12 protein-coding genes are annotated in these 11,942 nt (G+C 71.4%); 5 read left to right on the top strand and 7 right to left on the bottom strand.

What is annotated here, in order from left to right:
• Window positions 1–4 precede the first annotated feature (4 nt).
• Entirely contained in the window at window positions 5–586 is a 582-nt protein-coding gene (locus BKA14_RS41725; protein WP_184956228.1) for a hypothetical protein, read from the bottom strand.
• Window positions 587–663: 77 nt separating this feature from the next.
• On the opposite strand from BKA14_RS41725, the gene BKA14_RS41720 reads away from it, so the two are divergent.
• Both BKA14_RS41720 and BKA14_RS41715 read left to right on the top strand, forming a co-directional pair.
• On the top strand, window positions 664–1,710 hold the full coding sequence (locus BKA14_RS41720) for a protein-L-isoaspartate O-methyltransferase family protein (protein ID WP_184956227.1): 1,047 nt from the start codon (window positions 664–666) through the stop codon (window positions 1,708–1,710).
• Window position 1,711: 1 nt separating this feature from the next.
• On the top strand, window positions 1,712–2,248 hold the full coding sequence (locus tag BKA14_RS41715; RefSeq protein ID WP_184956226.1) for a DUF6817 domain-containing protein: 537 nt from the start codon (window positions 1,712–1,714) through the stop codon (window positions 2,246–2,248).
• Window positions 2,249–2,270: 22 nt separating this feature from the next.
• Here BKA14_RS41715 and BKA14_RS41710 read toward each other — a convergent pair whose 3' ends face one another.
• Window positions 2,271–3,848 (bottom strand): phospholipase D family protein, encoded by a 1,578-nt coding sequence (locus BKA14_RS41710; protein WP_184956225.1) that lies wholly within the window; start codon window positions 3,846–3,848, stop codon window positions 2,271–2,273.
• Between the two features lie 62 nt (window positions 3,849–3,910).
• On the opposite strand from BKA14_RS41710, the gene BKA14_RS41705 reads away from it, so the two are divergent.
• Window positions 3,911–4,048, top strand: coding sequence for a hypothetical protein (locus BKA14_RS41705; protein ID WP_184956224.1), 138 nt, complete (start codon window positions 3,911–3,913; stop codon window positions 4,046–4,048).
• On the opposite strand, the gene BKA14_RS41700 is transcribed toward BKA14_RS41705, so the two are convergent.
• Both BKA14_RS41700 and BKA14_RS41695 read right to left on the bottom strand, forming a co-directional pair.
• On the bottom strand, window positions 4,038–4,709 hold the full coding sequence (locus BKA14_RS41700) for a class I SAM-dependent methyltransferase (RefSeq protein ID WP_184956223.1): 672 nt from the start codon (window positions 4,707–4,709) through the stop codon (window positions 4,038–4,040). The two genes, BKA14_RS41705 and BKA14_RS41700, sit on opposite strands and share 11 nt — an antisense overlap.
• Window positions 4,710–4,750: 41 nt before the next feature.
• Entirely contained in the window at window positions 4,751–4,933 is a 183-nt protein-coding gene (locus tag BKA14_RS41695; RefSeq protein WP_184956222.1) for a hypothetical protein, read from the bottom strand.
• A 168-nt stretch (window positions 4,934–5,101) separates the two neighbouring features.
• Between BKA14_RS41695 and BKA14_RS41690 the strand changes: the two genes are divergently transcribed.
• Complete coding sequence (locus BKA14_RS41690) at window positions 5,102–7,591, top strand: sel1 repeat family protein (RefSeq protein WP_184956221.1); 2,490 nt, start codon at window positions 5,102–5,104, stop codon at window positions 7,589–7,591.
• Here BKA14_RS41690 and BKA14_RS41685 read toward each other — a convergent pair.
• From BKA14_RS41685 to BKA14_RS41675, 3 genes are all read right to left on the bottom strand, one after another.
• Window positions 7,498–8,358 (bottom strand): NAD-dependent epimerase/dehydratase family protein, encoded by an 861-nt coding sequence (locus BKA14_RS41685; RefSeq protein WP_184956220.1) that lies wholly within the window; start codon window positions 8,356–8,358, stop codon window positions 7,498–7,500. The genes BKA14_RS41690 and BKA14_RS41685 overlap by 94 nt on opposite strands.
• Window positions 8,358–9,554, bottom strand: a complete 1,197-nt coding sequence (locus tag BKA14_RS41680; RefSeq protein ID WP_184956219.1) for an aminopeptidase — start codon at window positions 9,552–9,554, stop codon at window positions 8,358–8,360. Before BKA14_RS41680 ends, BKA14_RS41685 begins: the two co-directional genes overlap by 1 nt.
• Before the next feature lie 64 nt (window positions 9,555–9,618).
• Window positions 9,619–10,767 (bottom strand): phosphotransferase, encoded by a 1,149-nt coding sequence (locus BKA14_RS41675; RefSeq protein ID WP_184956218.1) that lies wholly within the window; start codon window positions 10,765–10,767, stop codon window positions 9,619–9,621.
• A 105-nt stretch (window positions 10,768–10,872) separates the two neighbouring features.
• Between BKA14_RS41675 and BKA14_RS41670 the strand changes: the two genes are divergently transcribed.
• Window positions 10,873–11,928 carry a hypothetical protein gene (locus BKA14_RS41670; protein WP_184956217.1) on the top strand — a complete coding sequence of 352 codons (1,056 nt, stop codon included), beginning with the start codon at window positions 10,873–10,875 and terminating at the stop codon, window positions 11,926–11,928.
• Window positions 11,929–11,942 lie beyond the last annotated feature (14 nt).

Here is an 11,942-nt window from a genome sequence, read left to right as displayed (position 1 = left end):
GCCCTCACAGCACGTCGGTGAGCGCCTCGCCGTCCGGATCGCCGCTCTTGTCGACGACGGAGCAGTAGCGCCACTTCGCGCCCTCGCGCACCAGTGTCATCGTCAGCATCGTGGCGGGCAGCTCGGCCCGGTCCTCGAGCCAGATCGTGCGGGCCGACGGGCTGAGGCTGGTGTGGCCCTTGACCACCACCGGTTCCGCGGCCCGCGACACCGACGCCTCGACGACCACGCGGCGGCCGGTGGCCGAAGCCGGGCCGTCGACCGCGGTGATCACAGCCGGGCTCGTCCGGACCATGGCGTTCGAGGCCAGCAGGGACTGCAGTTCGCCGGTGAGGGCGTCGTGGCTCGCGCAGCCGGGGTCGGCGATGACCTCGGCGAGCGCGGGGTCCGGGTCGGCCAGCAGCCATTGCCCGTACGTGATGAGGGACCCCACGATCGTGGGCCAGGCCGAACCGGTGTTGTCGACGACGGGTGCGGGCACCGGCGCGGGCGAGCTGATCGCGGGCCGGGGCCGGGCCGAGGCGCTCGTGCCCGCGCAGCCGCCCAGAGTGGCGACAGCGACGGCGAGCAGGACGGAGAGGCGCACGCCGTTCCGATCGGTGCGGTCCGGGTGGCGCTGAGAGCAGACCGGTTGCCGGACGGTTGCCCCCGTATGGTGAGGGGATGGCTGGGCCGCGAGAGGGGTTCGTCGATCGGATCCGGCACGGGGGCGTCGTCCTCTCGCCGCCGCTGGCGGCCGCCTTCGCCGCGGTGCCGCGTGAGGTGTTCGTGCCCGACGGGTTCCAGCGGCGCGACGGCACGTGGGCCGAACCGGCCGACCCCGACTTCCTCGACCTCGTGTACAGCGACGACGTGCTGGTCACCAAGGTCGACGGCCGTACCCCGGTCAGCTCGTCGAGCCAGCCGTCGCTGATGGCACTCATGATCGAGGCGCTGGACGTGCGGCCCGGCATGACCGTGCTCGAGATCGGAGCCGGCACCGGCTACAACGCGGCGCTCCTGGCCACGATGGGCGCGCGGGTGATCAGCATCGACGTGCAGGAGGACGTGGCCGGCCGGGCCCGCGCCGCCGTGGCCCGCGCCGGGGTCAGCGGCGTACGGGTCGAGCTCGGGGACGGTTATGCGGGCCGGCCGGACGAGCCGGTCGACCGCGTGATCGTCACCGTGGGGGTGGCCGGTGTGTCGCCGCGGTGGCAGACCCCCATCGTGGCCCCGGTCGAGCACGCCGGCACGCACCCCGTCCTCGAGATCAGCCCCGGCCACGCGGCTCGTGTCGTCACCCCGGCCGGCTTCATGGTCGCCGCGGGTCCGCTGACGGCCGCGCGTCCGTTCCCCGCGCCCGCACCGCCGGGCGCGCTCAAAGACCTCCACCCGTACGGGAAAAGCCGTTTCGATCCCCCGCTGGATCCGCCCGCATATCGGGATCTCTGGTACGCGGCCGGCATCTGGAACCGCCGGGCGACCCTTGCCGCCGTGCCCGGCCGTGAGCAGAGCTGCCTGGTGCTGCTGGACGAGGACCGCAGCGGCGGCGCGATCGTGTTCCCGGACGGGAGCATCACCTCCAGTGGCCCCGGGGGCGCGGAGGCGGCCGCCATCATCGACCGCTGGCTGGAACGGGGCCGGCCGCCGATGGGCGCGTGGCGGATCGGTCTCGCTGCGGGCGGTGACCCCGACTCCCCGATCCTGATGCCGAGCAGCTGGGAGCTGTGACATGAGCCGAGTTGACGACGTCCGCGCGTGGTTGCGGGAAAGAGGCGCAGAGTCGATTGCGCACGCCGGCGGCTCGCTCTACGAGCACCTGAACCGCGTGCACGATCGGCTGGCCGCCCACGGGCTGAGCGAGGACGAACAGCTGGCCGGGCTCACGCATGCGGCGTACGGGACCGACGGTTTCGCCGTGGTGCTGCTCGAGGTGACCGCCCGCCGTGAGCTGCGCGCGCTCGTCGGGGCCCCGGCGGAGGCGCTGGTCTACCGATACGGCGGGTGCGACCGCGACCGTACGTGGCGGGCGCTGCCCGAGACCCAGACCGTATGGAGCCGCTTCACCGGTCACGCCGAGTCGCCGACGCCGGCCCAGGTGCGGGCCTTCGCCGACCTGAGCATCGTCAACGAGCTGGACGTCTTCGAGCGCTCGGCCGAGATCGCGGCGAAGGCCGGCCCCTACTTCCGGTCGGTGTTCCCGACGTGGGCGCCGCTGGCCTCACCCTCGGTCATGGACGACTGCCGACGGGTGCTCACCATCGGATAGCCCTTGACGGAGGCCCGAAAGCTCACCATCGGTTGGCCAGCCGATCCCGCCAGCGCCGCCCGTCCGGGTCGTAGACCAGCCGGTAGACCGGGGACGCCCACCACCGCTGGAACCAGGAGAGGCGCTCGATCGAGTGCGGCATCAGGCGGCCCGGTGGGCGCAACCCCGTACGGCCGCCGTCGGCCCACTTCTTCAGCGCGTCGGCCGCCCCGGTCATCTCGCGGACGAAGTCGGCCGGATCGATCAGGTCGGTGTGCTCGGTGCGGCACAGGTGTTCGCCGGCCAGCGTCAGACGCAGCTCCCGCGGGAACCGTCGCGCCTGGTCACCCAGCCCCGCCGGGTCGACGGGCTGCCGCTCGTCGCGTGTGTCGTCGAGGATCGCGTTGGACAGCTCACTGTCGTGCGTCCAGGACCGGCGGTTGAAGTTGTCGCTGCCCACGCTGCACCACACGTCGTCCACCACGCACACCTTGGCGTGCACGTAGATCGGCGTGCCGGCCTCGTTCTCGAGGTCGAAGATGTGCACGCGGTCGGGCGCGGCCGACGTGCACAGCTCAATCGCCTTCTCGCGGCCGATCTGATTGGGCGGCAGCGCGAACGCACCGTCCACATCGGGGTGCCGCGGCACGACGGCCACCAGGTGCAGGTCGGGGTTGGCCCGCAGCGCGTCGGCGAACAGCTGGGCCACCTCGGTGGACCACAGATACTGGTCCTCCAGGTAGATGAGCCGCCGGGCCCGCTTGATCGCCTTGGTGTAGCCGCGGGCGATGCTCTGCTCGCCGTTCGGCGCGAAGTCGTACTTCGGGCGCATCGCCGGGTAGGTCCGCAACGTCTGGATCGTCAGCGGCCCGCACTCGGGCGGGTCGGGCGGCTGCGGCGGCAGTTTGTCGGCGCTCATGTCGGCGTGCTGCAGCTTGTCGGTGATCGTGGAGATCGGGCCGTGCTGGTCGAGATCGTCGGGCTCGTTCCAGCGCTCGCGGAACGTCAGGTCGAGCACCCCCACGACCGGCCCGCGCAGCGCCAGCTGCACGTCGTGCCAGGGCGGGTTCGGCCCGTACGCCTCGGCCATGGCCACCGCCTGCGGATCACCGAGGTGCCGTTCGTCGTCACGGCGGCTGTGACACAGGTCGATGCCGCCGGCGAACGCCACGTCGAGTTCGGGGCGGCCCGGGTGACGCAGCACGACCAGCTTCTGGTGGTGCGAACCGCCCCGGCGGACGCGCTGGTCGAGCAGGACCTCACCGCCGGCCTCGCGGATCGCCTGGCTGAGGTTGCGGTTCTCCTCCTCGCTGTAGGCGAGCTTGTCGAGGTGGGAGCGCCACAGCAGACCCTTGACGACCACGCCCCGCCGGGCCGCCGCGCTGAACAACTCGGCGATCGTCGGGCCGTCGTCGCGCATCTTCTCGTCGGGGTCGCCCCGCCAGTCGGTGAAGAACAGGTGGTCACCCTCGCGGAGACTTTCCACCTCCGTCACCAGACGGTCAAAATATGTTTTGCCGTGAATAAGCGGTTCGGCCGCGTTTCCGGCGCACCATCTGGGTATGGAGGAGTCCGGGTTGCCGCGCTCCTCTGCACTGAGAAACCAGTCCGGAATTGGCACGCCCTCGAATCTAAGTCGCCAGACCGGCGCATGCACGCCGAGACGCTCCGGAGGGGCCAGTAATGAGCAGTGAGCCGCTCGCCACCACGACCGACACCGTCACCCCTGACGCCGCCGCCGCTTCCGCTGAGAAGGGCCTGCTCATCGCGATGCTGCTGCTCGTCCTGCTGGGCGTCGGCGCCATGATGTTCATGGTGTGATCTTCGTCGCGCGCACCGCCAGCGTGGTCGGCACCGGCTCGCCGCCCTCGCTGAAGCTCGTCAGCGTCAGGCCCGCGTCGAGCACGGCTTGCAGGAGCACGGGCAGGGGGTAGTGGGTCGCACCGACCCGGTTCCGCACCCCCTCGTCAGTCCACGAATCCTTCGTCCAGTGACCGTCCAGATAGCCCGGCCTGATCACCACGGCCGCGGGATCGCTGCGATCGGCGAACCCGCCGCAGAAGGCCGGATGCACCCCGACGTGGACGAACACCCCGCCCGGCCGCAGCACCCGGCCGACCTCCCGCAGCACGGCCGGGTAGTCGGGCATGTCGGTGTGCACCAGCATCGCGACCACAGCGGGCACGGCGCCGTCCCCGACCGGCAGACAAGTGGCGTCGGCCCGCGCCACGGGCAGCCTTTTCTTCCCGTACGCCAGCATGCCCGCCGACAGATCCACCCCGACCGGTGTCCACCCCAGGCCACGAATCTGCTCCGCGTGCACGCCGGTGCCGCAGCCCACTTCGAGGCAGAGGCCACCACCCGGACCGAGCAGCTCGTCGAGCTGGCGCTGCACCCCGATCGGGTCACCGGGCCGCGACCTGGGCAGAAAGTCGTTCTCGTACCAGTCCGCAATCTCGTCGTACGCCGCTGTGGAAGCCATACCGCCATCGTGCCCGCCCGAGCAGCCCGCGCGCGACGGAGTCAACGGTCTCGGCGACGCAGCAAGAGCGTGAGAACCTCCCGCGCCGCCTGACGGCGGACTTCCGTCGGGGCCATGATCGCAGTCAGGGCACTGACCGAGACGGTGGCGGCATACAGCAAGCTGACGGCCGTGGCGGCTTGACTGCCCTGCTCGATGGCGGTGAGGATCGTCGCGGTCATCATCGCGGTCAGCCTTTCGATCGGTCGGCTGGATCTGCCGTCAGCACAGCCCGTCAGCGGGCTCGTGATCGACCACGCGTGTCGGTACTGTTACTGAATGTGCTGCTCAGTGGACGGATCCGGACCGTCCGATCCGGGTCCGGACCGGACGGTGCACCGCCGGAGACGGCAATGAGCGATCCGGACATCGCGGCGGACGCGCAGTTCACCGAAGAGTTGATGTGGCTCTACGAGGCGGCCGGCTCACCAACGCATGAGGCGCTGAGCAGGGCCGCTATGCGCTGGGACCCGCCGGTCAAGCTGGCCAAGCAGACACTCAGTGACTGGCTGACCGGCAAGTCGGTGCCCGCGGATCCAGGAACCGTCCAACGCCTGACCAGTCATCTGACCGTGTTGGCCCGCCGCCGATCGACGTTCGTCGCCCGTCCGGTCGACTGGCGGCAGCTCCACGCGAACGCAAAGGCCGCGCGTCGAAGCTCCCGCCGCCGATCCGAGGATCCTGAACGAGGACCGGCACGGGAGGCACCAGACGTCCCAGCCGACGAGTCACAGGACGCGCACGCACTGCCGTACGGCGATCCCGGGCCATCGCCGTTGGGGCTTCCGGTCGCTGAATGCGACCCGATCGCACTTGAGGTTCACCGAGCCATCGATATCCCCGGGAGTGACCGGCAATCGATCCTGCCGGCGTACGTCGAACGAGCGCACGATCGGCGGCTCCGGCGCATCGCCGATGAAGTCTTGGCTGGAGCACGGCGGATGATCACGCTCGTTGGCGAGTCATCGACCGGAAAGACGCGCGCCTGCTGGGAGCTTGTGCAATACATCGGCAGCCGAAGTCCGGAACCATGGCGGATCTGGCATCCGTTCGATCCGACCCGGCCCGAGGCGGCGGCAGAAGACATCGGACGAGTCGGCGCGCGCACGATCGTCTGGCTGAACGAGGCCCAGCTGTATCTGGCTCCGCCGGACTCACGCCTCGGTGAACGGGTGGCCGCGGGTCTGCGCACCCTCCTGGCTGCCAAGGACGCAGGTCCCGTTCTGGTGCTGGCAACCATGTGGCCGAACCACTGGACAGCCCTCACCGGCCGCCCGGAAACGGGTCTGGCCGACCCCCAGGCTCAGGCGCGTGAACTGCTCGGCGGCACCGACATCGACGTGCCGGACGCGTTCACTGCCGCTGACCAGGCTGGTCTGGCCGGCCGCGATGACCCTCAGTTGAACCACGCGCGCGCCTACGCGTCGGGCGGCCGGATCACTCAATACCTGGCCGGGGCGCCGCTCCTGCTCGACCGCTATCTCAAAGCGCGGCCGGCCGCGCGGGCGGTTCTCGATGTGGCCATCGACGCGCGGCGTCTCGGTCATCCTCCAGCGATCCCCCTCGCGCTGCTCGAGCAGGCGGCACCGGGATATCTCGACGACGACCAATGGGCACGGGACGGCCGTAGCGGCTGGCTCGAAGAAGTCCTCGACCACCTGGCGGTGCCCTGCAACGGCGCCCGTGGACCGTTGACCAGTCTGCGCCCCCGTCCTGGCGAACCGCACGCGAACAATGGCCTGATGTACCGGCTGGCGGACTATCTGGAACAGGTCTGCACTCCGTCACGGCTCGGCGTGTACCCGCCGCCGAGCTTCTGGCATGCCGCCGTGTCCGTCATCGAGGATGTTCCTACGCTGCAGGCATTCGGCCAGGCCGCCGAACGCCGTGGCCGTTACCGGCACGCCGCACTGCTCTACCGAGCGGCTGCCGAGCTGGGTGACATCGACGCTCTTGTCGCCGTCGCACGACTACGCGACCAAGCAGGTGACAAAGCCGGGGCTGCCCGGATCTACGAACAGGCCGGCCGTCACGAGCATGCCGGAGCTCTGACTGTTCTCGCCTTCCAGCGCGAGCGAGCCGGCGACCTTCCTGCCGCCTCTGACCTTTATCGGCAGGCCGCCGGCCACGGCGATGCTCGTGCGGCACGGGCGCTGGCTCGGCTCGGTGGCAATGCGGCCGAGCCGCCGGGCAATGGCGATGCCGCTGACGGGGCTCCGGGCCTCGAGACGAGCGGGAGCCTCTCTCCGGCCGAGCGGACTCCGACGAGCGACCCACGCCGCGCACGTCCTGCCAGAACCGAAGCCCCGTTCAACCGCGGCGATGCGGGGCGGCTACGTCAACGGTCCGTTGACCGAGCCGCCGTCGTGCTCGCCGATCTGACCCGGGAACGCGAGAACGAGAACGATCACGAGGGCGCGGAAGCGGCCGCGTATCGGGCTGCCGACCTCGGCTACACCGGCATTCTGAGCCGGCTGGCGCTGCGGCGTGAGGCGTCCGGCGACGTGTCCGGGGCTATTCGTCTGGGCCGCGCGGCGGCCGATCGAGGGAACCCCGTCATTTTGAGCAGCCTCGGCCGGCGGCGGGAGCGGGCCGGTCACTTGGCCGAAGCCACGGATCTATATTGCGAAGCCGCGAATCGCGGCGATCTCAACGCCTTGGTTCATCTGGCTCTGCTGCTCGAATCATCCAGCGACACCGACGGCGCGCACAATGTCCGTCGTTTCGGCATAGGCGCCGACGGAGCGCCTCAGGAGCCATGGGACTTCGACGACCCAGTAGTGCTGCCGGCGAGCCAGGCCAGCACGTCGCGAACGGTTGTCTCGAGTGGTGTCACCGTCTGACCCTCGGCGGGCTCCCGGTTCTGGGTGACCCAGAGCTCGCGCGGCTTGACCAGCGGGAAATGCGTGTCTGCGGACACCGGCACGACCTCGACCTGCGTGCCCGCCGCCGCGGCGCAGATCGCCATCAGGCCGGCCAGGTCTGTGGTCGGGCCGGCCGCCGTGAAAGCGCCGCCGCGGTCCTCGGTCAGCAGCGTGAGCACCAGGCGGGCCAGGTCGCGGGAATCGACCAGTTGCACGGGCTGGGCCGGGTCGCCGGGCAGCTCGAAACGGCCGCCGCGCAGGGCCGCGCGGACCCAGTCGGTGAGGCCGTTCTGGTTGTCGTGCGGGCCGGCCACCTTCACCGGGCGCACGATCGTCGCGCGGTCGCCGAAGCGGGCGACCACCTCCTGCTCGCAGGCCACTTTGGACGGGCCGTACGTGTCGTTGGTCAGCGGCGGCGTGGCGTCGGTGATCGCGGGGCGCAGCTCGGGCCCGGCCCCGGCGAACACGGCGTGACTCGACACGAACAGATAACGCCCCACGCGGTCGCCCAGCGCGTCCATCGTCTGGCGCACCTGCCACGGGAAGTAGGCGGTCGTGTCGACCACCGCGTCCCACGCGCCGGTGGCCAGCGACGCGTAGTCACCGGTCTCGCGGTCGCCGCGCCGCCGCTCGGCGCCGGGGAACAGCGTGTCGTCCGTGCCGCGGTTGAACAGGGTCGGCTCGTCGAGCAGCTCGGTGACGGCTCGCCCCACGAAACCGGTGCCCCCCAGGACCAGAACTCGCATCACAGCACCCATTCGTCGTCGCGGATGATCTCGACCGTACCGCGGGGGCCGCGACCCGTGACCGAGATGCCCTCGCCCCCGATCACCACGTCGGTGTGCACGCTCGACATGTTCAGCCCGAGGCCGGCCCGCTGCTGCTCGGTCATCGCGCCGCCCCCGGCGATCGCGAACGGGAAGCTCTGACCCCACGCCACGTGGCAGGCCGCGTTCTCGTCGAACAGCATGTTGTGGAACACCACCCCGGTCCGGGCGATCCGGCTGTCCCGGTCGACCAGGGCGACCTCGCCCAGCCGCCGCGCGCCCTCGTCGGTGTCGAGGTGGGCCCGCACCACGTCGGCGTTGTCGTCGGCGGTGACCTCGGTGATCTGCCCGCCCGCGAACGTCACGCGCAGGCCGGTGATCACCTGACCGGCGATGACAACGGGCCGGGTCACCCGGATCACACCCTCCGCGCGGCGCCGGTCGGGGCTGGTGAAGACCTCCTCGGTCGGGATGTTGGGCAGGTACGGAATGCCGTCGGCGTCGATCAGGCCGCCACCCTTCCAGCGGCTGTCCGGCAGCAACCCGACGGTCAGGTCGGTGCCCTCGCCGGCGTAGCGCAGCTCGGTCAGCTCCAGCGCGTCGAGCTGACGGCCCCGCTCGGCCAGCATCTCGGCCCGCTCCCGCCACGCGGCCACCGGGTCGTCGAGGTCGAGGCGCATGGCCGTACCGACGGCCTCCCACAGCCGCTCGACGTCGGGCTCACCGAAGACCTCGCGCGCCCAGCCCGGGTTGGGCGCGCCGACGACGGTCCAGCGCATGCCGTTGAACACGGCCCGGCGCATGGCCTGCGTCTCCTCAGCCGGGGAGGCGGCGACCTTGGCCGGGTCGAGACCGTCGAGCAGGTGCGGATCGGCCTCGCCGAGCAGCCGGATCCACGCGGCCCCGGCGTCGCGCCACTCCTCGATGCGGGCGAGGGCCCACGGACGTACGGCGGAAAGGTTCTCGATCGTGGCGTGCCGCACGGCGGAGCGGCGCATCGGGCCGTCCGACCAGATCGGCTCGACCCAGCCGGCGCCCGCCGCGTACGCCGCCTCGGTCAGGGCTCGGGCGATCTCGAGATGGGCCGTATCGGTATACAGCACCACACCCTGCCCCGGCTGGACGTTGATGCCACCCCGCACGACAAGCTCCGCGAACCGCTCGATCACTACCATGCGGAGCAGGGTAGATCAATCGGGGCAGTTCGGTGTCCATACTGTTACGCCCCCGATACGCTCCTTATGGAACCGTTTCGGCGACCGCCGCAGCCAGACGTTCCGGCACGTCAGCGGCGTGATAGGGCCATTCCGTGGGCTCGATGTGGTCGAGGAACGCAGCGTAGACGAGCGCCGAGCGCAGCGGGGCCACCGGTCGCATCAGCTCCGCCGCGCGCACCGGATCGCAGCCGGGCACGGTCTGTTTCCAGCGGTCGGCCCAGGCCGCGAGCGTCTCGTCGTGGGGCGCGAAACCGCCGGTGCGGCCGTCGGTGAGCCGCAGGATGTCGAAGACCGGATTCCCGTACGTGCAGTCGCCCCAGTCCATGATGGTCAGCCGGCCCTCGTCGTCGGTGCGGGCGTTGCCGGGATGCAGGTCGCCGTGCACCAGGGTGTCGGGCAGGCCGCACGCGGCGATCGCGGCGAACCGGGCGGGCAGGTCGTCGATGAGCCGCCGCAGGCCGGGGATCGACGCGTAGTGCGGCTCGGCCACCCGCGCGAACGGCTCGACCGTGAGCCGGGCGTCGGGGATGCCGGCCAGCGGGGCCGGGTGGGCCGCGAAATGGGCCTGGATCGGATGGAACGCCTCGGCGATCCGCGCGCACACCTCCGGGCCGGCGCCGTAACGATCCTCGCCGGGGGCGTGGGCCAGCAGCACCCGGCCGTCCTCGCCGTCGGCGATCAGTCTCGGGACCAGCTGCGGGGCGACTTCGGCGACCATCCGCAACGCATAGGCCTCGTGGCCGAAGAACCGGGGCACCTGTTTGAGCCAGGCGACCGGGTGTCCGTCCTTGTCGTCGAGCCGCCAGATCGCCGACAGGTTCCAGGTGCGCTGCTGGTGGGCGGTGGTGCCGGGCACGATGCCGGTCGCCCACGAGATCGAGGCGGTGGGACCGCCCACCTCCGCGTACGGGGCCCGGCGGGGGTGCGGCCCCACCTCGTACGGGGAAACGGGGTTGATCTTGCCGGGGAAAGCACCGGTGACCTCGGCCAGGTAGGTGACGTGACCGCCGGGCGGCGCCGGGCGATCGGCGCCGAGCAGCCGCAGCACCTGCAGGCCGGAGCCGAAGCCGCTGACCTCCTGCCACCACGGGACGTCGGCCTCGAACGGCTCGGCCTGCCCGAGGACGGTGCCGTCGGGGCGGACCAGCACGAGCGTCACGATTCGCTTCACGGCCGCACACCGTAACGCGAACGGCCGGTCCGTTCACGCGATTTTCGGCGCTCCGGTGCCACCGCCGATCTGGTGCCGCGGGCAAGCGGCCCATACGATGCGCGGATGTTGGGACGACCCGGGAACGCCCTGCCCGAGCTCTGCACCGGCCTGGCTGACGCCGTGAGCCGGCTCGACTCGCGGGCCTCGACCCGGAGCTACCGCGCCATTGTGGACCGGCTCCCCCACGCCGGCCCGGAGGAACTGAGCGCCGCTCTGGTGCCGCTGGTGCCGGCCCTGGATCAGGTCGCGCTGGGCAACGGCGGGCTGCTGGCGACGCTGGTGGCCGGGCTGATCGAGCAGGGCGCCGACCCGCTGCCGGTGCTGCCGGTGCTGGCCGACCGGCTGTCGACCGGGCTCGAGCTGGCCGCCCAGTTCGGGGTGCTGGCCGACAAGCTGGGTGACCGGGTGGCCCCGCCGACCTCCGCCGACGACTATCGCGACCTGCGTGAACGAGTCGTGCAGGCGTCGGCCGGGCTGACCCCGGAGGAGGCCGGCGAGATCACCCAGGCCTGGTTCACGGTGCCGGACTGGATCCCCAGCCTGCTGCTGGCCCTGCAGCAGAAGCAGGCCCGCCAGGCCCTGCCGCAGCGCGATCGCCTGACCGCGGCCGCGGCCGCGATGGTGCCGCACTCCGAGGACGCGGCGTGGCTGCACGGCCTGCTCGAGGTGCTCGACGACGAGCCGCTGCTGGTGGTGCACCGGCCCACCCAGCAGGCGTACGACCTGACGATCAGCGGGGTGGGCGACAACTTCCAGCTGCACACGCTGCTGGCCGCGACCCTGATCGGCGCCCCCGCCCGCGGCCTGCTGCCGGGCACCCCGCCCGACCCGGCGTGGGTGACCGCGGCGACCGAGGGCGAGCTGTCCCCGCCGGAGCCGATCCGGGGGCAGTTCTATCTGGCCGACGCGACCGGCGAGACCATCTGGAACGAGGGCCGGCCGGCCGACATCCCGCTGCTCGGCGATCATCGGGTGGTGGTGCTCGACCCCCCGCCGTACGAGCGGAGCTGGAACCTCGGCCGCACCTATCCCCTGATGCGGCCCGAGGTCGTGCTCAACCGCGTGCTGCCCGCGACCGAGGCGGTGGAGTGGGCGGCCCGGGTCGCGCCCGCGTCCTGATCGATCGTCTTTTC

This window comes from Paractinoplanes abujensis, assembly GCF_014204895.1.
Taxonomy (GTDB): domain Bacteria; phylum Actinomycetota; class Actinomycetes; order Mycobacteriales; family Micromonosporaceae; genus Actinoplanes; species Actinoplanes abujensis.
The sequence above is the reverse complement of the archived record's forward strand: the minus strand, read 5'-3'. Positions and strand labels throughout refer to the sequence as shown.

Coding starts and splice junctions, on each gene's coding strand:
- BKA14_RS41720 (WP_184956227.1), top strand. CDS start 664: ATGGCTGGGCCGCGAGAGGGGTTCGTCGATCGGATCCGGCACGGGGGC.
- BKA14_RS41715 (WP_184956226.1), top strand. CDS start 1,712: ATGAGCCGAGTTGACGACGTCCGCGCGTGGTTGCGGGAAAGAGGCGCA.
- BKA14_RS41705 (WP_184956224.1), top strand. CDS start 3,911: ATGAGCAGTGAGCCGCTCGCCACCACGACCGACACCGTCACCCCTGAC.
- BKA14_RS41700 (WP_184956223.1), bottom strand. CDS start 4,709: ATGGCTTCCACAGCGGCGTACGACGAGATTGCGGACTGGTACGAGAAC.
- BKA14_RS41695 (WP_184956222.1), bottom strand. CDS start 4,933: ATGATGACCGCGACGATCCTCACCGCCATCGAGCAGGGCAGTCAAGCC.
- BKA14_RS41690 (WP_184956221.1), top strand. CDS start 5,102: ATGAGCGATCCGGACATCGCGGCGGACGCGCAGTTCACCGAAGAGTTG.
- BKA14_RS41685 (WP_184956220.1), bottom strand. CDS start 8,358: ATGCGAGTTCTGGTCCTGGGGGGCACCGGTTTCGTGGGGCGAGCCGTC.
- BKA14_RS41680 (WP_184956219.1), bottom strand. CDS start 9,554: ATGGTAGTGATCGAGCGGTTCGCGGAGCTTGTCGTGCGGGGTGGCATC.
- BKA14_RS41670 (WP_184956217.1), top strand. CDS start 10,873: ATGTTGGGACGACCCGGGAACGCCCTGCCCGAGCTCTGCACCGGCCTG.